Source organism: Pacificimonas pallii (assembly GCF_019204005.1).
GTDB classification, from domain to species: domain Bacteria; phylum Pseudomonadota; class Alphaproteobacteria; order Sphingomonadales; family Sphingomonadaceae; genus Pacificimonas; species Pacificimonas pallii.
On sequence record NZ_JAGSPA010000003.1, the window covers coordinates 536,209 to 562,552 of the forward strand.

General features: G+C 61.2%; 26 protein-coding genes and 1 pseudogene. 9 read left to right on the forward strand and 18 right to left on the reverse strand.

The genetic code is table 11. The features are described from left to right. Nucleotides 1-3: 3 nt before the first annotated feature. Together KCG44_RS11180 and KCG44_RS11185 are read right to left on the reverse strand one after the other, a co-directional pair. On the reverse strand, nt 4-579 hold the full coding sequence (locus KCG44_RS11180) for a hypothetical protein (RefSeq protein WP_218446163.1): 576 nt from the start codon (nt 577-579) through the stop codon (nt 4-6). A 9-nt stretch (nt 580-588) separates the two neighbouring features. Beyond that, on the reverse strand, nt 589-2,709 hold the full coding sequence (locus KCG44_RS11185; protein WP_369411972.1) for a TonB-dependent siderophore receptor: 2,121 nt from the start codon (nt 2,707-2,709) through the stop codon (nt 589-591). A gap of 530 nt (nt 2,710-3,239) precedes the next feature. Here KCG44_RS11185 and KCG44_RS14645 point away from each other — a divergent pair. The 3 genes and pseudogenes from KCG44_RS14645 to KCG44_RS11195 form a co-directional block, all read left to right on the forward strand. Beyond that, nucleotides 3,240-3,916 (forward strand): annotated as a pseudogene (locus KCG44_RS14645) (chemotaxis protein CheB); the annotation flags it as partial. Between the two features lie 93 nt (nt 3,917-4,009). Then, nucleotides 4,010-6,586, forward strand: coding sequence for a CheR family methyltransferase (locus KCG44_RS11190; protein WP_500797178.1), 2,577 nt, complete (start codon nt 4,010-4,012; stop codon nt 6,584-6,586). Then, entirely contained in the window at nt 6,583-6,948 is a 366-nt protein-coding gene (locus tag KCG44_RS11195; protein ID WP_218446165.1) for a response regulator, read from the forward strand. Before KCG44_RS11190 ends, KCG44_RS11195 begins: the two co-directional genes overlap by 4 nt. 172 nt (nt 6,949-7,120) lie before the next feature. Here the strand turns inward: KCG44_RS11195 and rpmB are convergent, their stop codons facing one another. The 3 genes from rpmB to KCG44_RS11210 form a co-directional block, all read right to left on the reverse strand. Next, nucleotides 7,121-7,426 (reverse strand): 50S ribosomal protein L28, encoded by a 306-nt coding sequence (gene rpmB / locus KCG44_RS11200; RefSeq protein WP_218446166.1) that lies wholly within the window; start codon nt 7,424-7,426, stop codon nt 7,121-7,123. Nucleotides 7,427-7,553: 127 nt separating this feature from the next. Next, on the reverse strand, nt 7,554-8,249 hold the full coding sequence (locus tag KCG44_RS11205; protein WP_218446167.1) for an LrgB family protein: 696 nt from the start codon (nt 8,247-8,249) through the stop codon (nt 7,554-7,556). After that, nucleotides 8,246-8,596, reverse strand: a complete 351-nt coding sequence (locus tag KCG44_RS11210; protein ID WP_218446168.1) for a CidA/LrgA family protein — start codon at nt 8,594-8,596, stop codon at nt 8,246-8,248. Before KCG44_RS11210 ends, KCG44_RS11205 begins: the two co-directional genes overlap by 4 nt. 106 nt (nt 8,597-8,702) lie before the next feature. Between KCG44_RS11210 and KCG44_RS11215 the strand changes: the two genes are divergently transcribed. From KCG44_RS11215 to KCG44_RS11230, 4 genes are all read left to right on the forward strand, one after another. Then, nucleotides 8,703-8,990: a YciI family protein gene (locus tag KCG44_RS11215; protein ID WP_218446169.1), complete on the forward strand. Its 288-nt coding sequence runs from the start codon at nt 8,703-8,705 to the stop codon at nt 8,988-8,990. Continuing rightward, nucleotides 8,987-10,084, forward strand: a complete 1,098-nt coding sequence (metX, locus tag KCG44_RS11220) for a homoserine O-acetyltransferase MetX (protein ID WP_218446170.1) — start codon at nt 8,987-8,989, stop codon at nt 10,082-10,084. The genes KCG44_RS11215 and metX overlap by 4 nt, the downstream gene beginning before the upstream one ends. Continuing rightward, on the forward strand, nt 10,081-10,674 hold the full coding sequence (gene metW / locus KCG44_RS11225; protein ID WP_218446171.1) for a methionine biosynthesis protein MetW: 594 nt from the start codon (nt 10,081-10,083) through the stop codon (nt 10,672-10,674). Before metX ends, metW begins: the two co-directional genes overlap by 4 nt. A 101-nt stretch (nt 10,675-10,775) precedes the next feature. Further along, nucleotides 10,776-11,042: a hypothetical protein gene (locus KCG44_RS11230; protein WP_218446172.1), complete on the forward strand. Its 267-nt coding sequence runs from the start codon at nt 10,776-10,778 to the stop codon at nt 11,040-11,042. On the opposite strand, the gene KCG44_RS11235 is transcribed toward KCG44_RS11230, so the two are convergent. The 4 genes from KCG44_RS11235 to KCG44_RS11250 all read right to left on the reverse strand — a co-directional run bounded on the left by KCG44_RS11235 (nt 10,972) and on the right by KCG44_RS11250 (nt 15,858). Further along, on the reverse strand, nt 10,972-11,691 hold the full coding sequence (locus KCG44_RS11235; RefSeq protein WP_218446173.1) for a methyltransferase domain-containing protein: 720 nt from the start codon (nt 11,689-11,691) through the stop codon (nt 10,972-10,974). The genes KCG44_RS11230 and KCG44_RS11235 overlap by 71 nt on opposite strands. 79 nt (nt 11,692-11,770) lie before the next feature. Further along, nucleotides 11,771-13,477, reverse strand: a complete 1,707-nt coding sequence (locus KCG44_RS14590) for a methyl-accepting chemotaxis protein (RefSeq protein ID WP_218446174.1) — start codon at nt 13,475-13,477, stop codon at nt 11,771-11,773. A gap of 74 nt (nt 13,478-13,551) precedes the next feature. Further along, nucleotides 13,552-14,724 (reverse strand): acetyl-CoA C-acetyltransferase, encoded by a 1,173-nt coding sequence (locus tag KCG44_RS11245; protein WP_218446175.1) that lies wholly within the window; start codon nt 14,722-14,724, stop codon nt 13,552-13,554. Between the two features lie 33 nt (nt 14,725-14,757). Continuing rightward, entirely contained in the window at nt 14,758-15,858 is a 1,101-nt protein-coding gene (locus KCG44_RS11250) for an alpha/beta fold hydrolase (RefSeq protein ID WP_218446176.1), read from the reverse strand. Here KCG44_RS11250 and phaR point away from each other — a divergent pair. Further along, a complete protein-coding gene (phaR, locus tag KCG44_RS11255) occupies nt 15,852-16,415 on the forward strand; it encodes a polyhydroxyalkanoate synthesis repressor PhaR (protein WP_218446177.1) in 564 nt (187 codons plus the stop codon). The genes KCG44_RS11250 and phaR overlap by 7 nt on opposite strands. Nucleotides 16,416-16,485: 70 nt before the next feature. Here the strand turns inward: phaR and KCG44_RS11260 are convergent, their stop codons facing one another. The 3 genes from KCG44_RS11260 to KCG44_RS11270 all read right to left on the reverse strand — a co-directional run bounded on the left by KCG44_RS11260 (nt 16,486) and on the right by KCG44_RS11270 (nt 19,288). Continuing rightward, entirely contained in the window at nt 16,486-16,917 is a 432-nt protein-coding gene (locus KCG44_RS11260) for a hypothetical protein (RefSeq protein ID WP_218446178.1), read from the reverse strand. A gap of 526 nt (nt 16,918-17,443) precedes the next feature. After that, entirely contained in the window at nt 17,444-17,983 is a 540-nt protein-coding gene (locus KCG44_RS11265) for an OsmC family protein (protein WP_218446179.1), read from the reverse strand. Between the two features lie 18 nt (nt 17,984-18,001). Next, the gene (locus KCG44_RS11270) at nt 18,002-19,288 is read right to left on the reverse strand and encodes a cystathionine gamma-synthase family protein (protein WP_218446180.1); all 1,287 of its coding nucleotides are present in this window, start codon (nt 19,286-19,288) and stop codon (nt 18,002-18,004) included. Nucleotides 19,289-19,423: 135 nt separating this feature from the next. Here KCG44_RS11270 and KCG44_RS11275 point away from each other — a divergent pair, with 135 nt between their 5' ends. Continuing rightward, nucleotides 19,424-19,888 (forward strand): Lrp/AsnC family transcriptional regulator, encoded by a 465-nt coding sequence (locus KCG44_RS11275; RefSeq protein ID WP_218446181.1) that lies wholly within the window; start codon nt 19,424-19,426, stop codon nt 19,886-19,888. 94 nt (nt 19,889-19,982) lie between these two features. Here KCG44_RS11275 and KCG44_RS11280 read toward each other — a convergent pair whose 3' ends face one another. The 6 genes from KCG44_RS11280 to KCG44_RS11305 form a co-directional block, all read right to left on the reverse strand. After that, a complete protein-coding gene (locus tag KCG44_RS11280) occupies nt 19,983-20,930 on the reverse strand; it encodes a fumarylacetoacetate hydrolase family protein (protein WP_218446182.1) in 948 nt (315 codons plus the stop codon). Nucleotides 20,931-21,113: 183 nt separating this feature from the next. Further along, complete coding sequence (locus KCG44_RS11285) at nt 21,114-21,764, reverse strand: TetR/AcrR family transcriptional regulator (RefSeq protein ID WP_218446183.1); 651 nt, start codon at nt 21,762-21,764, stop codon at nt 21,114-21,116. 98 nt (nt 21,765-21,862) lie between these two features. After that, a complete protein-coding gene (locus KCG44_RS11290) occupies nt 21,863-23,686 on the reverse strand; it encodes an FAD-dependent monooxygenase (RefSeq protein WP_218446184.1) in 1,824 nt (607 codons plus the stop codon). 3 nt (nt 23,687-23,689) lie between these two features. Continuing rightward, entirely contained in the window at nt 23,690-24,343 is a 654-nt protein-coding gene (locus KCG44_RS11295) for a VOC family protein (RefSeq protein ID WP_218446185.1), read from the reverse strand. Nucleotides 24,344-24,607: 264 nt separating this feature from the next. Next, on the reverse strand, nt 24,608-25,003 hold the full coding sequence (locus KCG44_RS11300) for a hypothetical protein (protein ID WP_218446186.1): 396 nt from the start codon (nt 25,001-25,003) through the stop codon (nt 24,608-24,610). Nucleotides 25,004-25,027: 24 nt separating this feature from the next. Further along, entirely contained in the window at nt 25,028-26,290 is a 1,263-nt protein-coding gene (locus tag KCG44_RS11305; RefSeq protein WP_218446187.1) for a pyridoxal phosphate-dependent decarboxylase family protein, read from the reverse strand. Between the last annotated feature and the right edge of the window lie 54 nt (nt 26,291-26,344).

A 26,344-nucleotide genomic window follows, 5' to 3' on the forward strand; every position in this document is an offset into this window, starting at 1 on the left:
CGCTCATCCTCCCCTTGGCAGAACTGCGAGAAGGACCGCCGACAGCGTCACACCGCCCGCCAGCCAGGCGGCCATCCTAAAAAGACCGTCGCGAAACAGCAGAAACGTCGCGACCACCGCCCATGTGACGGGCATCAGGAAAAGGCCAAAGGACGTGCTGTCCGCCGGGTGCCAGCCGGACAGCCGGGCAAGCGCCTGTCCATTCAGCCCGACCAGGACTGACAGGCCCAGCGCGCCCGGCACGACGAGGGCGAAGACACCGGCGCGCCGGCCCGCATCGGGCGTCCCTGTCGCGGCGATACGGTCCATCACCTCTCGTTCCGCGCGTTTTGGTGGCTTCGACACCATGGCGGCCTGTGCCAGAAACGGCGCTGCGGAAAGCATGGCGATGCAGCACGCGATCGCAATGCCCCATGCACCGCCCGCCATCGCCCAGCACAGGACCCCGGCCGACAGGACGGCCCACGCCGCGAGGTTCAGAACACCGTGACGCGTCCTGCGGCCCCAGCTGAAACGCAGCAGGAAAATTCCGCCGATCGCACCGATCGTGCCCAGTGTCAGAAGAAGCGGATCGGACATCGCCGCGCGTCAGAATCTGTAGGCCGCGGAGGCGACGATGCTCCGCCGCTCGCCGGGGTAGCAGTCGCCGCGGGCAAGGCAGGTGGTCAGATAATCCTCGTTCGTCAGGTTGCGCACATTCACCGAGAAATCCAGTTTGCCGACCTCATAGCCAATCACCGCATCGCCGACGGTGTAGCCGTTCGTGACATAGCGTATCAGGTCACCGGTCAGCAGCGAGATGTCGGTGCTTTCCGTTCCCGCGACATGCCGGACACCGCCGCCCAGTCTCAGTCCGGACAACGGGCCTTCGGTGAACCGGTAAATACCAAATAGCGAGGCCGTGAAATCGGGAATGCTGTCCAGACGGCGGCCTTCCGGGCTTTCCGTATCGAGATAGCTGACATTCGCGTCGAGGTTCAGGCCCCCGATCCGGACATTGGCCTCGAATTCGGCGCCGCGGATCTTCGCGATGCCTTCCTGCTGCGTGTTCGCCCCGAAAAGAGCCTGCGCATTTGGCAGGTTGGACTGCTCGATGTCGAACGCCGCGATGGTCACAAGGCCGTCAATGCCTTCAGGCTGCCATTTGATGCCGATTTCGTACTGGCGGCCCTCTTGCGGCTTCAACTGCTCGCCCGTCAGCGCGTCGATACCGGTCACCGGCTCGAATGACTCGGCATAGCTTGCATAAGGGGAAATGCCGTGCGGCAGCTTGTACAGGACGCCCGCGCTGAAGCTTGCGGCATCGTCCTCCTGCGCCGGGGCCCCGCCGACGCGGTTCTCAACCTGATCCAGGCGCAGGCCCAGGGTCACGATCACATTCCCGGCCGTCATCTGATTGTTCAGATAATATCCGGTTTCCTCCACATAATTTGTCGGACTGTTGAATTGAAGCGCGCGAAGGGCCGCTTCTGACGGTGCATTGCCATAAACGGGGGCGAATACATTGATCGCGCCAAGGCGGGTGAAGGCATTGTCGGCATCGGTCAGTACGTCCTGATACTGTATCCCGGCCAGCACTTCATGCTGCAATGCGCCGGTTTCGAAGTCGGCGCGCACACGGACGTCAAAGGAGATCTGTTCGGACCGGCGATCCGAGAGGAAGAAACTGCGCGGCGCGTTTCCGTCGGCATCGATGCGCGGAATGCCCGCGCCGGCAAATCCCGGCCAGCTCTGATAATATTCAGACTGCGCATCGACATAACGGCCAACACCCTCAAGCGCGATATTATCGGTCAGCCGCTGCTCGGCGATCAGCGTGATCGCCAGGCTTTCGCTGTCATAGCGGTTGAAACCGGGCTCACCCAGATATTCCGTGCGATCGATTTTGCGGCCATCGGCGGACGGCAGCAATGTTCCGGTTACGGGATAGAATTGATGCGCCGCGTCGGTTTTCTGTTCCGTGTAATTGGCGAGCACGGTGATCGTCGTGCCATCGGCGGGCTGGGCCGTGAATGACGGCGCGATCACCAGCTTGTCATCGTTCACCTCGTCGATTTGCGTACCGCTGTCCCGGTATAGCGCGACCAGGCGCGCCATTCCGGTTTCGCCCGTTCCCGGAATAAAGCCGTTCAGGTCGGTTGCAATCTGAAACCGGTCGAAATTGCCCGCCTCCACGACGAATTCGCCCGCATTGTCCGCATAGGGACGTTTCGTCACGACATTGATGATGCCGCCGGGCGAGCCCGCGCCGTAAAGGACCGACGCTGGCCCCTTCAGCACTTCGACCTGCTCCAACGTATAGAGGTCAGGCCGCGGATTGTTGTAGAATCCGAACAGGAACTGCAGATTGTCGCGATATTCCGGCACATCGAGCCCGCGCACGGTGCTGAAATCGCCGCGTGTCGAAAACCCGAAAGGTTCTGGCGTGACGCCTGATGTATATCCCAGCGCGTCATCCAGGTTGAGGAAACCCTTGTCGCGAAAGTCCTGCGCGGTTTCGACCGAAAGCGAACGCGCGGTCTCCAGGATCGGCGTTTGTGATTTGGTCGCGCCAAATGTGCCGACGCGCGCGGTGACGACAATTTCCTCCGCGGTACCCTGATCGGCACCGGCGGCGGCTTCCTGTGCCCGAAGCCCTGCCGTGGGAAAGGTTATGAGGAGAATGGTTGAAACTGTGCTGACGCGGCGGAAACGAAGATAGTGGCGCACATGAAATCCCTAATTGCGAATCGTTCGCGCTCTTATACACAGGTGATAATGACTCGCAACAGCGGCCATATTGGCGGCATTTCGCTGCCTTCGGATACCGCGCCGGAGGAGCCGCGCTCGGGTTTACAAATCCGGCCCGCGACACGGCCATGCTCGGTCCGCGTCGCAATCCCCGCGCGGCACCCCTGATGCCGGGCTGCCATCCAACTGGTCTGGTCCGCCGTGCAGACCAAAGCCCCGGAACGGCTGCTTTTGCGAAGTGCGTCTCAGACAAACGCGCCGTTTCGGCGTGCGGCAGAAAGACGCGTTCCGCACATTTACTGACGTGCCCGCCATCTTGAGCTTGCCCGTCCCTTCGCATCTTTTGGCAGATGCCGGTTTGGGTTAATCTACATTCATTGCGATTAGCAGATCGCAGATTTACAGCTATCTCCGTGAAACGGAATCAGGCTGCAAATATGAATGAAAAACCGGTCGTGCCGATCGTCGGCGTGGGGGCTTCTGCGGGAGGTTTGGAAGCGATCCGCGAAATGTTGACGGCGGCACCTACCGATACCGGACTGGCGTTTGTGATCGTTCAGCATCTGGATCCCAACCATGAGAGTCTGCTTGCCGAGTTGCTGAACCGTCAGACCGCATTGCCGGTGAAGCAGATCACCGGCGGCGAGGTCGTCGACTCCAATCACGTTTACGTGATTCCGCCGGGTTGCGGCCTGAGGATCGAGGACGGCAAACTGATGCTGGACAAGTTCAGCGAGCCTCGCGGGCTGCGACGGCCGATCAACGATTTCTTCCAGAGCCTCGCATTGGATTGCGGTGCAAATGCCGCATGCGTGATCCTGTCGGGCACGGGTGCCGATGGCACCAGCGGGCTGCGGGCAATCAAGGAGGAGGGCGGCATGGTATCGCCCAGGATCCGGAAACGGCGCGATATGATGGTATGCCGGTATCTGCCATCGGCACGGGACTGGTCGATTTCGTACGCAAGCCGGAGGAGATTGTTGCCACACTCTGTGAATATTTCGAGCGACGCGGAAGCGGCGATGGCTGGGACAAGGCCGCCGAAATGGTGGCCGACCACGTCGATGAAATGTGCAGCGCCCTTCGCGAGGTCATCGGTCATGATTTTACCGGGTACAAGCAGTCAACTGTGGTCCGCCGCATCGAACGCCGGATGCAGGTTCTGGGAACAAAAAGCGCGCAGGAATATCTGCAGCGGGTGAAAGATGACGAGGATGAATGTGACGCGCTGTTTCGCGATCTTCTGATCAACGTCACGCGCTTCTTCCGCGATCCGGAAATGTTCGACGATCTGAAAGAGCAGGTGATCAAGCCGCTTGCGACCCGAACATCGACGAATGGCGAAATAAGAATATGGGTACCCGGCTGCTCCAGCGGCGAAGAGGCCTATTCCATCGCCATCCTGCTCGCCGACGCCTTTCGCGGAAAGGCGCAGCGGCCGCTTATCCAGATCCTCGCCACGGACATCGATGAAAGCATGTTGGCGATCGCCCGTGAAGGACGATATCCCATCGCGGCGCTTGCCGACATTCCTGAAGACCTTCGGGATAATTACACGATCGGCCGGGATGGCTTTTTCGAGATTTCTCCGAAGGTCAGGGACCTTGTCAGATTCTCGGCGCATAGCCTGGTCAAGGACCCGCCATTTTCAAAGCTTGATCTGATCTCCTGCCGTAACCTTCTGATTTACTTCGGTGACAAGCTGCAACAGCAGGTTTTCCCGATCTTCCATTATGCATTGAAACCAGACGGGCACCTGTTTCTGGGGCCTTCGGAAAGTATCGGGCGTCACGAAAATCTATTCGCTGTCGCCAAGCAGAAAAGCCGCATTTTCAAACGCCGCGAAGGGGGGCCGGTCTACCCGATCGAACTGCCCTTCACGATCCAGAGCCCGCAGAAAAAACCGCAGGCGCCGCGACGTTTCAGCGGCAGCGCGCAAACCAGTCTCGACGACACATTGGGTTATCGGCGGATTATCGAGCATTACGCTCCCGCGACACTGATCATCGACGCTGATGGTGCCATTATCAACTCGAACGGTCGGCTTGCCAAATATTTCGAATTCCCGGACGCCAGTAAACGCTCAACATCCGCGGCCAGCCTCGCCAGGCCCGGCCTGCGGGAAGCATTGCCGCAACTCGTGCGGCAGGCTGCGCAGACGGGAAAACGCGTCGTCGCGCGCGCCGTGAACGTGAAGGCGGAATTCGGCAGCCAGACCGTTGACGTGATCGCCGATCCGCTTGCCGACGATAATATTCTCCTTGTGTTCAAAGACATTGCGCCGTTCGAGGCCGGCGACGATCTCGAGCTCGCGGAAATGGGGCCTGCGGACGGTGAGGTGGAGCGACTGCAGGAAGCGCTGCAACTGACAAGGGGTAGATTACGCGGCACGGTCGAGGAACTGGAAACGGCAAATGAGGAGCTGAAGAGCTCCAACGAAGAAATGATGTCGATGAATGAGGAGCTGCAATCGACCAATGAAGAGCTGACGACGGTAAATGACGAGTTGAAATCGAAGGTCGACGAACTCGTCATCGCCAATTCCGATGTGCGGAATTTCTTCGAATCGACAAAACTGGCTGTCGTCGTTCTCGATCATAATATGATGGTGCGTACCTTCACCGATGCCGCAACCGATATTTTCCCACTGGTGCGAAGCGACAAAGGGCGTGCCCTGGCGAATGTCGCGAATAGTCTGGCGGATGACAGTCATCTTGACGATGTTCGCAAGGTCCTGCTCGGCGGTGTCGCCGAATCCCGCACGATCATGTCCAAATCCGGCGCCAGGCAATGGGCGCTCAATGTCCTGCCCTACCGGCTTCCCGACGGGACGATCGACGGCGCAACCATTGTCCTCAACGACATCACGGACATTCTGCAAACAAAGCGGGATTTGGAGGTGGAGCGGGAACGCCTGAAGATGGCCCTTCGCGTCGCACGTATCGGCGTATGGGAATACCATGCCGATACGGGACGCACGATCCTGGACGAGGGCGAACTTGAACTTTTCGGAGTCACCCGGGATGAGACATCCGACATTGAAAATCTCATGGCCCTGATCCACGAGGACGACCGCGCCGCAGTCGAAACCTCGCTCAGAAAAGCGATCAGCGGCGAAAGCGATTATCAGGCGTCGTTCCGTGTCAATCGGCCCGATGGAACCGTTCGTCATCTCCGCGGCCTGGGCAGGCTGTTGGCGGGATCTGCGCAGAAGCGGATGGTGGGTGTCAGCTTCGACGTGACCCCCGAGGCCAAGCTCGCGGAACAGCGGGAATATATGCTCAGCGAGATGAATCATCGCGTCAAGAACCTGTTTGCGGTCATCAGCGGGTTCGTGGTCGGAGCGGCCCGAAAGGCGAAATCGCCAAGCCAGCTTGCCACGGACATCAGTGAACGGATCGCGGCGCTTGGCCGGGCGCACAGCCTTACGCAATCCCATACCGAAATGTCCGGGATCGGACTGGCGGATGTGATCAACGGCGCCATCGAGCCCTATGAGGATCAGGCCGATATCAGCCTGACAGGGCCGGATGTGACCCTGCATGTGGACAAGCTGACCCCGCTGGCGCTGATCCTTCATGAATGGGCGACGAACAGCGCGAAATATGGGGCTTTTGGCGCGAGCGGCGGCGACGTTGAGATATCGTGGGGTCATAGCCCGTCGGACGGGCTCGTCCTGACATGGCGGGAAAAGCCGCGGCTGCCGCAGGATGACGGTGACATCGAAGCCGGCACGGGCTTTGGATCGCGTCTTATCAAATTCTCAACCATGCAGCTTGATGGTAGCGTTGACATTCAGAAGGAGGATGGGCTGTGGACCGGACGACTGGCCTTTCCGAATGAACAGGCAGGATGATGAAACTGAACGGTCTGAAAGTCTTTATCGCCGAGGATGAAGCCGCGATCGCCATGCAATTGATGGATCTGGTCGAAGACGCGCAGGGCGATATCCTCGGCCCGTTCACCACCGTATCGAAATGCATGACCGGATTGAACGGCGACCGGCCCGATGTGGCCGTGCTCGATGTCAGACTGGCGGACGGACAGGTGTTTCCCGTGGCGGACCGGCTTGTGGAAATGAACGTTCCGATCGTCTTTCATTCCGGGCACGCCAATCCCGGCGAGATCCACGATAAATATCCATTGGCCGGATTTTTGAAAAAACCGTTGAGTTACAAAACCCTAACGCAAACCATCGAGGCAGCGATCAACGGCTGACCCACCGCGCTATCCGCGAAAATCAGATGTCTTCGGCCTGTATCGAGACGCGCATACCCCAACTAGCCGCTGGATGTCGCCCGCACGCTGGCAGGGGGGCCATTCGACTGGTCAGGCCCCGTGTCGCTGACGTCATCATGGCGCCGCCCGAAAGCAGGCGGCGCGGACCATGTCAGGCAGCGGCCTGCGCGTTCTCGGCCTTGCGGCTTTTCTTGATGGCGCGCTTCATGCGCTGCGCCTTGACGCTCAGCTTTTCGTCCTTGGTCTTGACCAGCCAATTGTCGAGGCCGCCATTATGCTCGACGCAGCGCAGACCATGCGTCGACACCTTGAACGACTCGCTCTTGCCGAGCGCGTCGGACATCAGCGACACCTTCTGCAGGTTCGGCAGGAATACGCGCTTCACGCGGTTGTTGGCGTGGCTGACATGGTTGCCGACGAGCCGGCCCTTGCCGGTCAGTTCGCAGATGCGCGACATGGTGCTAATCCTCAAATTCGTAAGTCTTTAGGAGTACCGCCGGGCGGCACTTCGAGAAATGCGGTTTTCAGGCCGCACTCCGGAAAGGCGCGGCACATAGGCGGGAATCGCCCGTTCGTCAAGCGTTTCAGGACAGGAACAGCGGCAAGATCACCGCCGCGATCAACCCCGCGACCGCCATGGCCAGCGCCGCCGCCGCGCCCGCCCCTGCATTGCTCCGCATCAACATATCCGTGCCGACAATATGCCCGGCAAGGCCGGTGCTTAGGCCCAGCGTATCGTCATCGTCCAGCTTCAGCCATTTCAGCAGCGGCGGCACGGTCAATGCGCCGATCATCCCCGTCGCGATGACCAGTCCCGCCGCAAGCGGCGGCGGCCCGCCCAGCCGTTCCATCAGCGCGATGGCGAAGCCGCTCGACACCGTCTTCGCGCTGATCGCCTGTACGAAATCCAGCGGCAGCCCGAACAGCCGCGCGGCAAAATAGGCGCTCGCAATGCCGAATGCGGTGCCGATCGCCAGCGCCCCCAGAATCGGCAGCAGCAATCTGATCCGGCCGGAAAGCCGTTCCACCAGCACATAGCCAAGCGCCACGATCGCCAGGTCCAGCGCTCCCATCAACGGCCGCGCGGCGATGACATAATCCTCCACAGTCACGGACAGCGCCCACAGCATGGCGCCCGTGATCAGCGCTCCGCCCAGCACCGGATTGGCCAGCGGATGTCCGCCCGCCAGCCGCGCCGCGCCGCGCGCCGCGACAAAGGCCATCAGCGTCAGAAGGCACGCCGCCGCCCCGCGCCACATATCCTCGGTCAGCATCATCATCGCCGCAGCATCCTGTAGCTCAGCGCCGTCACCAGCCCGGTCAGCGGTGTGGTGACCAGCAGGATGACCGCCACGGGAACCAGATGTGCCTGCACCTCATCGGCGAACAGCATCACCCCCACAAAGGGCGGCACGATAAACGCGCCCAGCAGGCCGGTCATCAAGATCGAGGCCCGCGCCACCCGCGCCCTCAGTTTCGGTGCCAGCGCCATGACGCCCGCGAACAGCGCCATGCCAATGATCGCGGGCGGCAGCGGGATGCCGGTCACCATGACCAGCACATCGCCGGCAAGGGCGAACAACGCCAGCACGGTCAGTCCGCCCACAAGTTCGATTGCCCGTTTCATCGCCATCCTTATTCGGCGCGGCAGCGCGGGTGACAAGCGCTTTCACCCGGCAAAGGGCTTCCGCTGACGCTTGCGGCGGCCCTGCGCGCGCTTTAACGCACGTGCCATGCCCGATTTCGCCATTACCTGCCTCGACAAGCCGGACGCCGGTTCCCTGCGCGCGGACACACGTCCCGCGCATCTTGAATATATCGCGACGAAAACAGACGACCTTATCGTTGCCGGTCCGTTGCTCGATGATGCGGACGCGCCCATGGGTTCGCTGATTATCTGTGCGTTCGCCAGCAGGGAGGAGGCGGAGACCTTCGCGGCCGGCGATCCCTATGCAAAAGCCGGCCTGTTCGCGAGCGTGACGATCACGCCCTGGCGTCAGGTGTACCCTCCCCGGTCATGAACGGCGATCGGGGCGCGGCGGGAACTGTCGCCAGTCTTGGTGAACTCGGTCTCGATTCGGGCGAGACCCTGCCCGCGCTCGACGTGGCCTATGAAACATATGGCACGCTGAACGAAGACCGCTCCAATGCCGTCCTGATCTGCCACGCCTTGACGATGGATCAATATGCGGCGTCCACGCATCCGGTGACGGGAAAGCCGGGCTGGTGGCTCGGCATGATCGGGCCCGGCAAGCCGATCGACACGAACCGCGCCTTCGTCATCTGCTCCAATGTCCTCGGGTCCTGCCTCGGCACGTCGGGTCCGACCAGCATGGCCCCCGACGGCGCGCCCTGGGCCATGCGTTTCCCGGTCATCACCATCGCGGACATGGTGCGCGCGCAGGCAAAGCTGATCGACCATCTTGGCATCGACAGGCTGCACGCGGTCGTCGGCGGCTCCATGGGCGGCATGCAGGTGCTCAATTGGGACGCGCTTTATCCAGAACGCCTCGACAATGCCGTGGTGATCGCCAGCGCCGCACGCCACTCCGCGCAGAACATCGCGTTTCACGAAGTGGGGCGGCAGGCGATCATGGCCGACCCGAACTGGAATGGCGGCGATTACCATCGCGGCGAGGCGCCCAGCGCGGGCCTCGCCGTCGCACGCATGGCCGCGCACATCACGTATCTGTCAGAAGCGGGCCTGACCGAGAAATTCGGCCGCCGCCTGCAGGATCGCGATGCGAAAAGCTTCGGCTTCGACGCGGATTTCCAGGTCGAATCCTATCTCCGTCATCAGGGCATCGCCTTTGTCGACCGGTTCGATGCGAATTCCTATCTCTACATCACGCGCGCCATGGACTATTTCGATCTGGCGGAGGCGCATGGCGGCAAGCTCGCCGCCGCGTTCGAGGGGACATCGACCCGCTTCTGCGTGGTGAGTTTCGACACCGACTGGCTTTATCCCACGTCGGAATCGCGCGAAATCGTGCACGCGCTCAATGCCGCCGGTGCCGAGGTCAGCTTCGTCGAGCTGTCCAGCCCCTTCGGACATGACGCCTTCCTGCTGGAGTCGCCGGAACTCAACCGGATCGTCGCGGGATTCCTCGGATGACGTCGCTGCGCCCGGATCTGCGCGTGATCGCGAAACAGGTCCCCCATGGGGCCAGCCTGCTCGATATTGGCTGCGGTGAAGGCGCGCTGATGGCCAATCTCAAGGCGGACAAGGCCGTGCGCGCCCGCGGCCTGGAACTCGACCCTGCCAATGTCGCCGCTGCCGTCGGCAAGGGGCTCAGCGTCGTCCAGGGCGATGCCGATACCGACCTTGGCAATTACATGACGGGCAGTTTCGACTATGCCGTGCTGTCTCAGACGCTGCAGACCGTGCACCGCCCTGATTTGGTGCTTTCGGAACTGCTTCGCATTGGCCAGCGCGCCTTTGTCAGTTTCCCGAATTTCGCGCATTGGCGTGTCCGCGCCAGCCTGATGTTCGGCGGCCGCATGCCGGTGACGCGCCTGCTCCCGGAACGCTGGTACGACACGCCCAACATCCATCATGTCACCATCGCCGACTTTCGCGCGATGGCGGATGAACTGGGGGCGTCGATAGAACAGCAATGGTTCCTGTCCGGTGACAGCAGCACCGCTGCGACGGCGGCAAACCTTCTGGCGGAACACGCCGTGTTCCTGCTGAAAAAACATTGATCCTGCGTGATAAAGTGTCGGCCCGCTTTACACCTGACAAACCGTTTACCAATTAAGTGACTGCTTTCACGTTTTGGCACATGCCTTGCTTGGCACGCGCTATGATCACACGCGTCACCAACCTGTTCGTTCTCAAAAACGGGTTTGAAGCCGGGCTCGTGATTTATGCCCTTGCACTCGGCGGCGCGATCCGCGGCCTGGAATATCTTGAACAATATCCGGGTGGATTTGGCTGGACTCTGCTTGTCGCATGCCTGCTGACGGTCTTGATCGCAGGCGCCAGCCTGGTCGATGGTGTCAGGTTCCGGCGCGCGCGGCGGCAGGAGCCGCAGCGGTTCGCACGGGTCGTGTCGCGCGCGCGGCGCTGACGGCGGGCCGCGCAGGCAGGGCACCGCCCGACTTCCGCGCCAGTACGAAATGAATACCGCCCAGGCCCGGCGCGATCCTTGTCAGCGGCGCATCCAGCCATCTCAGCCCTGTCAGTGGCGGCGCGACCAGCGCTGTCTTCCACGATACCGGCGTGAAATCATTTGCCTGTAGCACACGGGTCAGCTCGCCGCGTCCATAGGGATGCCCCAGCCCGAAAGGCGTTTTTTCAAAATGCGTCCACAGGCCCGCCCGGTTGGGAACGATCAGGATCAACTCCCCTGCCGGTGACAATACGCGGTTGAGTTCTGCAAGAATGTCATCCGCACGGCCATGTTCCAGCGCATGCACCACCAGCGTCTGATCGAACAGCGCGCCGGGAAAGGGCAGCGCCGCGGGATCGCCGCTCACCGCGCAATTGTCGTGCCCCCTCAGCGGCCAGCGGCGCCCACCCTGATCCGCAGGTCGCAGCATGGCGATCCGTTCGAACCGCTTGGGGTTCAATCCCGTCAGCAGCGGCGCGGCATAGCCGACGGCAAGAAAGCGCTTGTCCGGTCCTGACCTGACCACCGGGGCAATGATCTGCGCAAGGCGGTGCGCCGTCCGGCGGCCATCGCGCCCCGCGTAAAATGTACGAAAATCTGTGGCCACCGGACGCATGTGCGAAACATGGGTACGTATCTATATTTTGTCGAGAGCGCCGCGTGGCCGTCCATGCGCGAATATGGTGTCAGGCGGCTCTCAGCGACGACGCGAATTCCTGGGACGCGGCGAGGAGCGCGCGTGAACGCTCGGCAAGATCCTTCGCCGACAGGCTGGCATTCTCGGTCAGCCGTTCCGCCTCGCGCGCCATGTCCATCGCCCCTGAAAGGCCCGTCGAGACCTGGTCGACATCGTGACTGGCGCTCTTTGCATTTCGGTCTATGTCCTCGGTCGCACCGCGCTGCGCCTGCGCGGCGTCAGCGATTTCCACGCTCAGCGTGTTCATTTCCGCAATCTGCACGCGAATGTCGGCGAACTGCTCCGCCAGGGCGCCGGTGCCAAGCTCAAGTTCCCTCAGCTGACCGCCAATTTCCGTGGTCGCGGCGGCAACCTTCGATGACAGCATCTTCACTTCATTCGCAACGACGGCGAACCCGCGCCCCGCTTCACCCGCGCGTGCGGACTCTATGGTGGCGTTCAGCGCCAGCAGGTTCGTCTGGGACGCGAAATCGGCGATCGTCGAGACGATCTTTTCCAGCCCGTTCGCGCGCTCCGCCAGCGCGGCCATGGCATTATCGCCGGCGGATACATTCGCATCGATGCGGCGATTGAGGTCGGCCTGCCGCGCCGCCCGTTCTTCCAGCGCGCCAGAGACTTCGGCCAGGTTCGCGGCCGAGCCGGCAATGTCTTCCGCTGCGCGCGCCGCATTGCCCGCGACCGCATCGACATCGCCCGTCGCCGCCATGCTCTTGGCCGCCAGCTCACGCATGTTCGAGGCGTCGGCTTCCACAAGGGCGATGGTATCGCTGATATCCCTGACGATCTCGCCGATGGTCGCTTCAAAGGCCGCCGCCACCGCGTTTCGCTCTCGTTCGCGCGATGTCGCCGCGTCCTGACGCACGGTCAGCTCCGCCTGCGACGCCTTCAGATTTGCGGCATCGGCAAGTTTTTTCGCTTTCGCGCGCTCGCGCTCCGCCTGCAACGCCTGTTCGGCACTCTCCAGCCGGGCGCGCTGGGCCGCGATCAACTCCTCACCGGCAGCGTGCGCACGCACGAAGATCAGACAGTTCACCAATGCGGCGCGGAGGAGGACGATCCCGAATACAGGCACCAGCATATGGAACAGCGGCGGCGGCGGATACGGGCTTTGCGTCACCACCACTCCCGCGGCGGCCAGCGAAACGATAAGGAAGATAAGGCACGCGCGGGGCATCAGCGCATGCAGCACCGTCCCCAACGCCGCCATGGCGATCAGGAATGGCACCAGAAGGGTATAGATCGGCGCTTCGGGGGACGTCGCGATGGTCAACGCAAGACCGGCCCAGCCAACCCCCGTCAGCAGGACGAATATTTCGTACCGCGTGAGGTTCTTTTCGATTGACCGCACCGACAGGTCACTTCGTGTCATCACCAGGCTGCCCGATAGTCCCAGGTAGATGATCGCCGTCCAGGGCAGGACCGCCCAGATCGAGACCAGGTCGGCATAATAAAAGGCCATGAGCGGCGCGATGAGCATACCGGTGATGCACGACATCGGCAGCGCCGCCAGCGCCGCGTTCATCTGCGCGATTTGCGTGCGCCGTCCCGCATCGTCCACAGGGCGGAGGAACATCTTCAGTTCCTGCCCCATGCTGTTATGCGTCAGCAGGCTGGCAATAGAGGCGACGGCAGACTGAACGGGAGTATTCGGCGTCTCCGCGCCCTGCGCACTGGTCGGCATTTCAGAATCTGGCACCGTCTGCATCGCCCCGGCATAAATGCAGACACCCTAAACCTTGGTTAATGCAATAAACCGCGCAGAAACCGGGGTCACCGCTCGATCGTCAGCGCAATTCCCATACCGCCGCCAATGCACAATGTGGCAAGACCCTTCTTCGCATCCCGGCGCTGCATTTCATGCAGCAGGGTGGTGAGGATACGCGCGCCAGAGGCACCGATCGGATGACCGATGGCGATCGCGCCGCCATTGACATTTACCTTGTCCGCATCCCAGCCGAGTTCCCTGCCCACGGACAGGGCCTGCGCCGCGAACGCTTCATTGGCCTCGATCAGGTCAAGATCACCCACGGACCACCCGGCCTTCTCCAGCGCCTTTTTCGACGCCGGGACCGGCCCGATGCCCATATAGGCGGGGTCGACACCGCAGCTCGCCCAGCTCTTGACGCGGCCCAGCACCGGCGCGCCGCGCGTCTGCGCTTCGGCGGCGCTCATCAGCACGATGGCGGCCGCGCCGTCATTCAGTCCGCTTGCATTGGCGGCCGTGACGCTGCCTTCCTTGGTGAAGGCGGGGCGCAGGCCGCTAATGCCCTCCAGCGTGGCGCCGTCACGGATATATTCATCGGTATCGACCACCGTCTCGCCCTTGCGGGTCTTCAGCGTCACGGGCGCGATTTCATTCCTGAAATGTCCCGCATTGCGCGCCGCTTCCGCCTTGTTCTGGCTGGCAACGGCGAACGCGTCCTGCTCTTCGCGGGTGATCTGGTATTTCTCAGCCAGATTTTCCGCCGTCTGCCCCATATGATAGCCATTGAACGCGTCCCACAGGCCATCGCGGATCATGGTGTCGACCAGCTGCAGATCGCCCATCTTCTGGCCCGCGCGCAGCGCCTGCGCGTGCGGCGACATGGACATGTTCTCCTGCCCGCCCGCGATCACGACGCTCGCATCGCCCAGCGCGATCTGCTGCGCGCCAATGGCAACCGCGCGCAGGCCCGAACCGCAGACCTGGTTCACACCGTAGGCCGGGGCCGATTCATGAATACCGGCGTTGATCGCCGCCTGCCGCGCCGGGTTCTGGCCCTGTGCCGCGGTCAGCACCTGTCCCAGGATCACTTCCGAGACATCGTTGCCGCCAATTCCCGAAGCCTCCATTGCCGCGACAAGAGCTGTCCGGCCAAGTTCATGCGCGGGCGTGCCTGCGAAACTGCCGAGGAAGCTGCCCACCGGCGTACGTTTTGCTGCGGTGATGACGACGTCGTTCATGATCCTGTCTCCTTAAAACTTGCTGCGCTGCACCTAAAGACTACGTATCCATTGATCCAGTGGTTCCCACAAAAGCGGTCGCGCGCGGCTGCCAGCGACCATGCCGACATGACCGCATGCGACGTGCCGGTCGTCGGGCGAACGCGGCGCGGCGGCCGCCGGAACGATCCTGTCGGTCGACGATATGAAGTTCACCCATGGCACTTTTATGGCGTCCTGCGTCACGGGCACATCGCAAATGCGCCATTCGCCATGTCCAGTCTTGTTGCCGCCGAACAGCCCCTCAAAGGTGTCGGCCAGCGCGGGCAGTGTCAGCGGCGCACCGCCATTGGCCCAGTCCTCCATCGCTTCGAACCGCCGCGCCTCTGCATCATCCGCCGCCATCGCCGCATAATGTTCGAACTTGCGAACGGGCGCGCCGGGGTCCAGCGACCAGAAGGCGGGCTGCAGCATGTTCATCGGCACGCTGCCAAGCGGCACCGCAATTGGCTTTGTCCGCTGCCAGAACGCCGCCAGCCCGTCTCGCCGCTCGTCCGTATATCCAGAAAAATCCCATGGCGCCGCGATGGTCGCGAGCGCCGCTGCCCCGCCGCGCGCCGCGACCGCCATCGCCAGCGTTCCGCCAAGACAATATCCGGCCACCACCGGCCGCCCCAGCCCGGCCAGCAGCCGCTCGATCCTGAGCACATAGTCGGCAAGGTCATAGGCGCGCTCCGCCGCTGCCGGTGTGCCCCAGTCGATCAGATATACCCGCCGGCCCCGCGCCGCGAACCAGCGCATCATCGACCGCTCCTCGTCCAGATCGAGAATATCCGGTGGATTCACCAGTGACGGTATGAAGACCACCGCCCTCCCCTCACCCCCGCCATAGGAAAGCAGCCGCGTCCCGCCGTCTTCCGCGACGACGTCCGGCGGCGGCATCGGCGCGGCGCGCGGCGCGTCCTGATACCGCCGGACAGCCGCCATCACACGCGCGCGCCGTGCGGCATCGTCTTTTACTTCGGCGTGCACCAGTTGCCAGAACAGTGGCAGTGGATGCGGGCCCCGGCCACGTTCAGCCTGACCATATTGCTGCGCAGCATTTTTCCGTGCTAGGCTGTTCGCATCCGCAGCATTGGAATCAGACCTTGGCAAAAACTTCCTCCGGAAAATCCGATGCGGGCGACCCCATCATTATCAAGAAATACGCCAATCGCCGCCTCTATAATACGGGCACCTCCAGCTATATCACGCTCGATCACCTCGCCGGGATGACGCGCGATGGCACCGACTTCAAAGTGGTCGATGCCAAGTCCGGCGCCGACATCACCCGCACTGTTTTGACGCAGATCATCATGGATGAAGAGGCGGGCGGCCAGACCATGCTGCCCACCAGTTTCCTGCGCGAAATCATCAGCCTCTACGGCAACCAGATGCAGGCCATGGTGCCCTCCTATCTGGAGGCGAGCATGTCCGCGCTGCGCCGCAACCAGGCGGAATTCGCCAAATCCATGTTGGGGGCGTCGAACCCCTTCGCGTCCCTCGCGCAGCAGAACATGAAGATATTCGAGGCCGCGTTCACCGGCGGCAAGACGAAGGCGGCGCAGCCCGCCGACTCCGACCCGGCCCCCGCCCCCGCAAAGGATAGCGAAGTCGAGGAGCTGAAAGCCGAACTTGCGGCTATGCAGGCAAAACTCGACCGCCTTGGCTGACGTGCCTTTCCGGTTCAGCCGCCCGGCATCGTTCACCGTGTAAATACGGGGCCACCCGAACCGCGCGCTATCAGCGGATCCAGCCCTGCGTGGCGGCGCGGCGCGAATACCAGACGGCAAATATCCCGATGATAATCACCAGCGCGGGCATGATCGCCGATGCGGCGCCCAGCACCGCGAACACCCCGCTAAACGCCAGCCACCAGATGAACTGCGCGGCGGCGGCGACCAGCGATATGAGGAACAAAGGGCGCGCCTGACGCCGCCGCAGCAACAGCAGAATGGCCGCCAGCAGGCCGGCCCAGACAGCGATGGCGAACGCCGCCGCGGCCCATATGGGTGTCGCCTCGTACAAAGCGCGGATGTCCGGTTCCAGCGTCGATATGTCCATCGTCACATTATTCAGATACATGGCGCAGCCCGCCGCTTCCCACAGCAACAGCAACGCGGACACGAGCCAGAACGCAAGCGGCGGCTTGTTCGTCACATCATTCATCATCATCTCCCCCCATTTCATCGAAAACGAGGGTTCTAGCCAGCCACCGCCGCCATGCCAAATCCGCGCGAACGCGTGGCTTGCCATGTCGACTGGCAGAGCTTGTGCAGTCCGCGGATCGATTCCATCATTCTTTGAGAAATATCCTGATCGTTCGATCTTTGGTCCGCGTCGCTGAGGAGCTCTGGTGAAGATGCCAGCCGTGCTGCGCGATGGACATCGCAATCCCTAGTGCGGCGAGACTATTTCATATCATCGGGTGCGCATGCCGATAACATCATGCGCGCGTTCTGGATATTGACCCGCCCCATCAGCATCCCTTCGTCGGCCACATTTGGCTCAACTCAAAGGGCTCGGGCTTTATGGATGTCGTTGGCCGGGACGCGGAGATTGTCGGAAACTAAATCGCGGGAAACCAGTCTCGGCGGTCTGACCGCGAAGCCGGCACCTCCCAACAGACAATATGCGAACCATTGGTAAAATGGCGGAAAAGGGCCGCCTCCTGCAATGATGAGGAGGCGGCCGAAGTCGCTCAGGCCTGGGAGAGGCGGCCCGAGACAGGTATCCCGTGGAGAACCGTCATGGCGTTCGGGCTGAAATTGACCGCAGCCTCCTCGATCGCCTTCAGGGTCGCCGGATCGGCATCGGCATCGACTTCGATATGATATTCGATCCCTGACATCTTCACCTGCGCATGTTCGCGCAGATTGAGAAAGCCAGCGAGGTCGAGGCTGCCGGTGACCGTTACCTTGAGCGAGCGCAACTCGATCTCGCGAACCGATGCGTTCACAGCGAAACCGACCATGATGCAGGCACCTACGCCCGACATGAGATATTCCTGCGGCGTCGGCCCCTGGCTCTCGCCGAGCAGCTGCGGGGGTTCGTCAACAATCCAGGTGAAATCCCGCGCGATCTCCTCGCCCCCCAGACGCATTGGCAGCGATCTCACTTCGCCGCGCACGCCCTGTTGCCATTCGATCTCAATGCCATATTCGGCAATACCGCCAGCGGGATCCTGCGTGATCGCATCCCGCGCGCCCTGAAGCGCGTCCACATCAACCTTGTTAAGCATAAAAAACCTTTCCAGTGTTCAATTCTTGGAGTGCATTACTTTGTTCAGGGCCTGATCAAGATCATCGATCAGGTCATCGACATGCTCGCAGCCCACCGAAAGCCGGATAAGCCCGTCGCTGACACCAAGCTCGGACCGCTCCTCGGGCGTCAAGCCCGAGAGCACTGTCGTCGCCGGATGGCAGCAAAGGGTCTCGGTGCCGCCCAGACTTACCGCTTGCCGCGCCAGCCGGAGCGCGTCGAGAAACCCGAACGCCGCCTCCCGTGAGCCGAGATCGAATGACATGAGTGCCCCCGGGCCGGAGCATTGTGTCTCGTAGAGACCGCGCTGGCACGAACCCTCTGCGGCCATGCCCGGGAAGAAGACATCGCCGACATCGGGGTGACGCTGCAACCATGCGGCGATGGCGGTCGCGTTTTCGGCGGCCTTCGACATTCGCATGGTCAGCGTTTCCATCGACCGCAAAAGCAGGCTGCACGTGTGCGGATCGAGGCTGCCCCCCAAAAGCGGGCGCAGCGCGCGCACCGGTCCCATCGCCTCGGCTGAACCCATCGCGGCACCCGCAATCAAATCGCTGTGACCTCCGACATATTTGGTGAGCGAATAGATGCTGATGTCGGCTCCATGCCGGAGTGGCTGCTGGAAGACCGGTCCCAGAAGTGTGTTGTCGATTGCGACGATCGGACGGTGCTGGGAAATCCCGGCGCTTTCCACCGCGGCGTCCCGCGCGCCCGCGATATCGGTCAGCCTGGCGAGAGGATTGGATGGCGTCTCGAGCAGGAACATGGCCAGGCGCCCCATGGACCGCGCCTTCGCCGCTGCCTCGTGAAGTGCGGAGGCACTGCCTGTATTTGCGATAGGCACGCTGGTAATTCCGAACTCGGTCAGAAATTTATTCAGAAATGCGTCGGTGCCCCCATAGATGGGACGAGAATAAACGATCGTGTCACCGGGGCGGCAATGCGCAAGAACACATGTCGCGATCGCGGCCATCCCACTGGAAAAGACCGCGCATCGTTCGGCGTCCTCGAACAATGACAGGCGCTCTTCCGCGATCTGCATATTGGGGTTGTTGTAGCGCGTATAAATCAGGCCGCCGTCGACGTCGGCCGTGCCAGGCTCGCGGCCCGCGGCGACATCGAAGAAGCTGCGCCCCTCTTCGGCGCTCGGATAGCTGAAGGTGGACGTCTGGAAGATCGGCGGCTTCACGGAACCCTGCGACAGGGTGGCATCATAGCCGTGGCTCATCATCAGCGATTCGGGATGCAGCTTCCGTTTTCCGCCCTGTCGATCATCCTCACCCATGAAAATCCCCCTCCCTCGCGCTTGGCGTTGTCGGGAAATTAGCAGACTCGGTATCGCGAGATTATCTCTATTTTCATCAGCATTTACCTGCATTATAGACGATGTTGCTAATTTTTCCCGGTAAGAGAGTGGAATATGCTAGATCGTATTGATCGAAAGATATTGGGGATCCTCCAACAGGACGGCCGGGTGACCAACCAGGACCTGGCGGACAAGGTGGGTCTGTCGGCGACGCCATGTCTGCGCCGACTGCGGCGGTTGAAGGCTGAGGGGTATATTTGCGGCTATACCGCGATCGTTGATCAGAAGCTTTACGGCCTGCCGATCAGCGTGTTCGTTTCGGTCAAGCTGGTACAGCAGGCGGATGAATATATTGATGAATTCGAGAATGCCGTGATGGCATGGCCAGAGGTGATGGAATGCTATCTGGTTACCGGCGGCCGTGACTATCTGATGCGTGTGGTGACAGACGGGCTGGAAAGCTATGAGCGCTTCATCAAGAAAAAGATCACCCGGCTGAAAGGGGTCGGGCAGGTGGAATCCTGTTTTTCGATGAACACGATCAAGCGGGAACAGCAACTGCCGCCGATCGTCGGCTGAACCGCTGTCCGCTCAGGCAGGCAACAGCCTGGCAGTTCGGCCGGCCTGCCGAATTCGACAGGGAAACCGGCTCCGGCCGCCCCGCCAATGGCAATCAGCCGGGCACCACCCGGTTGGTCATCTGCCCGATGCCATCGATTTCCAGTCGAACCTCGTCGGCATCGTCCAGGAACTTCCAGTCCTCGATGCCGCAGCAATAAGGCATTGCACCGGTCGCAATCATCTCGCCAGGATAGAGAGTCTCGCCCGTTGACGTATAGGCGATGATCTCGGCTATCGAATGCGACATCATACTGGTCGAGGATTCGCCGCGCACTTCGCCATTGACCCGAACGCGGGCTTTCAGATTCATCGGGTCCGGAACCTCGTCACGGGTTACCAGCCACGGGCCTATGATATTGCTGTTGTCGAAGTCCTTCCCCTTGGCGGGACCGGCGGACATGGGGCCGACCTCGTCGAACAACTGTTCGCGGGCACTGACGTCGTTGTAGACCAGATAGCCAAAAACATGCTCTTCCGCGTCGGCAGGAGCTATCGATTTTCCCTTCTTGCCGATTATCACCGCCAGCTCGAGTTCGTAGTCCAGCTTCTCCCCATAAGGAGGGCGAATGATGTCGTCGTGCGGGCCAGCGATATTGGTCACCGTGCCCTTATAATAGACGGGCCGCTCGAAAAACTGTTTCGGCGGGATTTTCACCGCCACTTTGAAAAGCAGGGATTTAAGCTTGCTCCAATGGTGTTTGGCAACAGCCCGAAACGATCGCTCGAGATGTAGGGCATAGACGCTGAAGGACCGCAGCTGAACGGGGCGCAGCGGCGCTTCCAGCCGGAGCCCGTCGAGGGCGACGATATGCTCCGCACCCGGATTCGCTGCCAGGGCGCGTACCTTGTCGAGCATTGCGGGACCGCCTTCGACCACTTGCAATATCGTGGTGATTTGTCCGCCGCTTGCGGCAAGCAGATCGAGAACGGAACGGTCCCCGTCAACGACGACACCCGGCCTCGGCTTCCCGTCGAAATCTCGAAAGGTGACGAATTTCATTGTTATTCCCCCAGTGCCCGGCGCGGCCGGACAGGCAGCGCCCAGAGCAGCCGCCTGTCGTTGGGCGCGGAGTATACCCCTTCGTGGTTTATTGACTCAACCAATAAATTTATATAATAATAAAATTAGAAATTCTCACTTGCGGCGATGCCTGATTGACATGTTGCCGACCAGCTGGGGGGATCACCGCTCCGATGTCGCGCGCAGCACCTGATCCACGATGAAATCGATATAATCGCGCCTCGTGTCGGCGTCGGCCACGTCCAACCCGTGCAGTCTGGTCAGCAGATCGGCCGTTCCGAAAAAGAAGTGTATCGCACCTACGACGCCCGCCAGAACGAAGGCCGGATTGGCGCCGCTCTTCCTGGCCAGCGCGTGAATTTCCCCCTCCAGCGAAGCATGGATGGGCTTAAGGTAAGTGTCGACGATATAGTCGAGGCGAGCGCTGGGGGTGGCGCTTTCCTGAAGGTATATCTTCATCATCGCGATATTGTCGATGGAAGCGTGGATGATTCGCCTCAGCCGGACACGGAAACGATCATGGTCGTTCAGGTCCTTGAGATCGTCTTCCACCTGTATCTGTTGCAGCACAGCCTCGAACGGTGGCGAGATGGCGACTTGCCAGAGCGTAGCCTTGTCCTTGAAATAGTAGTAAGGATGCGGCTGCGCCACCTGGGCATGCTTGGCTATCGCGCTGAGGGACACGCCATCGAAGCCGTGGCGGGAAAACAAGTCGAGGGCCGCATTCAGGATTCGCTCCCTGATCGCCTGCCCCTTTCCTTCGTTACCGTCCTGTTCGGCGGCGCTGCGGCGGCGGCCCCGCCTGTTGGTCACAGCTTGTCCTGACTTCGTCATTATGTCGCTATACGGCCCATCGCCACATCCGCCAACGCGGCAAAGCGCATGCAGCTCATGGCACGACATGTGTGGGCTCAGCCAGCGACGGTTTCGGCTCTTCTGGCTTGCGAAACCTCCCCTCGCTGCAAAAGCCGCTCCCATTGTTCGGCGGCGTCGCTCCCACGCGTCCGCCAGACAATATGGCCGTCAGGACGAACGATGAGCGCTCCACCCGCCTCGAGATCGAAGATCGTTCTCCACTGCGCACTATCGCGCAGTTGGCAGCTTATCACCTCTATCGGCAGATCGAACAGCGTCGCGCACCCGGCCAGTTCTTTCCAGTGCGCGGCATGGTCGGGGGTGGTGAGCAGTGAAAGCGAACGGCTCGCCAGAATGTCCAGCGTGGTCGTTTCGGTGGCATCGCCTTCCAGCCTTGCGAGAGGCAGGCGGCCACCCGGCCAGGTGGAAGGCTCATATTCGCGAATGCCGTCGCCCCTTATGGGCTTCGGACTCTGTTCCGGCAGGACGATCCCGTCGCTGTACGTGAATCCCAGCTCAACCCCGCGTGCCATGAAATGCGCGGCCTGACTGTCGAAATCCTTCTCCATCTCCTTGACCAGCCTGGCGTGGTTCGGGGCGGAAGGATTGAGCTTTCGGGCGGCATGCCTCACTTTGGAAGTCATCGCGCTCCTGGCAATTCTCTTGCGAAGCCAATGAGGCAGCAATGCCAGCGGCGCCTTGTTCAGCGCCCTCTCCAGCCTCGCCGGGCCATCGGCGTCGATACCGATATGGCGCGTTACGAGATCCATTTTGTAGAAATTGTCCACGCTCTGCTGCGCGGCCATCCGGGCAACGGGCCGGCGTTCAACCTCATAGCTTTCCAGAAGCTCGGGGGGCGCGCCGTCCAACAGTAGCGTGGCCAGTTTCCAGGCGAGGTTATGCGCATCGCCGATACCCGTATTCAGCCCGTATCCCCCGGTGGGCGGGAAGCGGTGGGCGGCATCTCCGATCAGGAAAACGCGGCCATGGCGATAGCGTTGTGCGACCTGCGAGGTCATGGTCCACACGCCTCGCGACTTGATCGTCACCTCTGCGGGCGCGCCGATCGCGGCCTGGATACGCGGTTTCCACCAGTCGTTATCCATCTCTCCTATCGGCTGAAAACTAGGCAGATAGTTGGTCATCAGCACGTAATCGCCATGGCCATGATGGATGACCGGACCGATGATATCCTCGTTGATGATCCATGTCAGGACCGCCGATCGACCGTCACCGCTCTCCGGCAGGGGGCAATTGAAGAATACGCTGGACATCTCCGCAAGGATCGGGCCGTCCATTTCTATCCCTAGGGCTTCGCGGATGCTCGATGCCGCACCCTCGGCCGAGATGAGATAGTCGCTTTCGATGGTGGTGGTTGCCTCCCCCTGCTCGACGGTGGCTGTAACCCCGTCATCAGTCTGCGACACACCTGTGCACAGGGCATGGATGCGAAAATCGATGCGCGGTTCCGCCGCCACCATCTCCCACAGCATCGGCTCAAGCATGTGTTGCCCCAGATGCACGGTTTCCCATTTGCTTTGGGTTTTCGCGCGTTCCTCCATATCCGGATTGTCGAATATCCGGACCGCACCGATGGTCTTGCCAAGCAGCGAATATTGCCAGTTCACGCTTGGGACCGCGCTGATCGTGCGGCCGGCCCGGGCAATTCGGCGCGGAAGGTCCGCGTCGATGGTTTCCCAGATTTCCATCGCCCTGGCGTTCAGAACATGGGCTGCCGGGTGCATGGTTGGCGCCCCCTTGCGCTCGATCAGAATGACATGAAGCCCAAGGCGGGCAAGCAGCAGGGCCTGTGTCGCACCAACCGGGCCCGAGCCGACCACCGTGATTATGGGCGGCGTCGATTTCTGTTTCGCGGCCATCCGCTAGACCTTCGCGCCAAGAGCCTTTGCCGCGCGGATGGCAAGACTGGCAAATCGCCCGAGATAGGCTTTCGGAATGCTGCTGGCGCTGCGTGCACCAATTCGCGGACGGGCCGTCAGCATCTTGACGTCTTCACCTGAATCGAGACGGCGCTTGAGTTCGACAGGGTCGAAATCGACGCCTATCGGATTTTCGTTGAAATCACCGCCTTCCATCCACTCGGCGATTTCCTCCTGCGAGGAAAAATTATCGACCTGGAGTTCCAGCACGTTCCTGTCCGGATCTTCATAATAGAGCGACGTGGTCGGGCCATGGTTGATGGACCAGATCGGTTCGATACCCATGCTCCGCAGATGGGCAAAATGGGTGAGCAGATCCGCCAGGTTGGCATAGGTGAACGCGACATGATCCACGCCCGCCCGGTGTTTCGCGCGTTTACCCAGGATCGGTACGCGCGCGATCGCTATGCGATGATGTTCATCGTCATAGGTCAGGAAGGTCACCTGATCGTTCGCATGTACAACCGAAGCGTTGAGCACCGACTTGTACCACTCGATCATCACCTTGGGCTGCCCGGTACGCAGCACGATATGCGCGAGGAAGGCTGGCCTGATGGCGGCGGCGCCCGCCCGGCTTTTGTTGATTTCTGGCAGCATGGTTCAAGGCCCGTCCTGGTTCATCACGTCGCCATTATAGAACATGCTGTTTATGAATCCATAAAAAACTTATACAGCCCCATGTCTCCTACGCATGAATGATTGATGAGCGAGGCCGGGCGCTTTGGGCCTCGCCAGTGGATTTTCAGTGGATTTTCCTGGCGATCGGACGTGCGAAGTGGCGGGCGGTGCCTTCCTTCAGCAATGGCAGCCGCCCGCCCTTGCGCCCTATTCCGTCTCGTCCGGTGAATTCGTGGCCACCGCCTAAAGCTGGTCGGCCAGCCAGCCGAACCAGATGAAGAGGGTGAAATCGCCCTTCACGACCAAAGTCTTTTCGCGCATCGCGGCGAGCATTACGCCGCTGTCCTTCGATCCCCTGATCAACAGGGCCAGACCTGTCCATGCCGATGCGAAGGAGAAGGTGGCGACCCGCTTGCCCTTGTAGCTGACGGCATTGCCCTGCCGGGCGGCTTCGTGCCAGCCACTGGCGGTTCGATACACGCCCTTGTCGAAGTCCAGATAGCGAACGGCTTCGCCATTCTGCAGGGCGAATTGAAGCATCAGATTCTTCTCGCGTACGGCGTAGCGAAAATCCCTGTCGCTGCGCATCAGCTTTCCTATCCGCAGGCTGAGCAGCCAGATGACCAGTTTGAACAGCATCGGTTTACCTCTCTCGTCCAGCCGTCAGGTGTAGCGCGCCAGAGCGGTCGACGTGATGGTGCCGTTCCTGACCCCGGTGGCGACTTCGGCAAGCGTTCTCAGATAGTCATTAATCACCTCATCAGAGGTGGGCTCCGGAACCAGTTGCAGCATCGGCGGATTGAAAACGCCGAACGGGAAGTAGCCACGTTCGGACAGCCCGCCCATGATCGTCATCATGTCGAGCGTTTCCGAGCGGAAGTAGATCATCGTGGAGTCGTTCTTCAGGCATTTCAGGTCTTCAATCTTCTCGATGCCTTCGACCAGCCGCTCTTTCACGGCCATGCATTGCCGGGCCATCTCCACATAGCCCTCTTCACCCAGGACGTTCATCACAGCCCATGCCGTGGCGATCGAACCGGCAGGGCGGCTCCCCACCATACCCGCGGTCCTGTATTCGCCGATCGGCCAGTTATCGACCGGCACATAATGGTATGTCTCCGCATCACTGGAGCTGTAAAGAACCGTGGAGCAGGGCTTCGCCGCATAGCCGTGCTTGTGCAGATCGGCCGACATCGAGCGGACGCCGGGCACGCGGAAATCGAATGTCGGAATGTCGTATCCCAGCCGTTCCAGCCATGGATTGATGTAACCGCCGACGCAGGCGTCGACATGCATCCACAGATTATGGCGCATCGCCACCGCCGCGATTTCCGTGATCGGATCGATCAGGCCATAGGGCCAGCACGGCGCGGAGCCCATGATCGCGATCGTATTTTCGGTAACGGCCGCCTCCATCGCGGCGACATCGGCATAGAGGTCATCACGCAAGGCAACACGCACGATGTTCATGCCCAGAAAGTGACACGCCTTGTCGAAGGCGGCATGCGCCGAATAGGGCGTGATGATTTCCGGCGTGCCGGGCACAGGACGATTGACCAGGGCCCATTCACGCGCGGCATGCATTGCACAGAATATGCTCTCCGTACCCCCTGTGGTGATGAAGCCGATGCCGTTTTCCGCACCATTCAATATCTCGAGCGCCATGCGGAGGACTTCGGCTTCCATCGTGCCACTCCCTTCCATGAAGCCGCCCAGCATCGCATTGCCGTGAGAGAACATCGTGTAGGCTTCATCGCGAATGGTCTGCAGTTCCGGCGTGCCCTGATGGCAATAGACATTCAGCCGCCCTTGAGCCTGGCCTATGTCCCGGTCCTTGAACGCCGCAAGCCGCTGCTTGACCTCTTCCCATTGCGCCCCCTTGGCGGGGAAATATGCGCGGCTTGTATCGTCGATATGTTGCTTCACAGGAGCCCTCTCTCGTAATTGCGGCGCGGCACGACAGGTTATGGTGCCATCGGT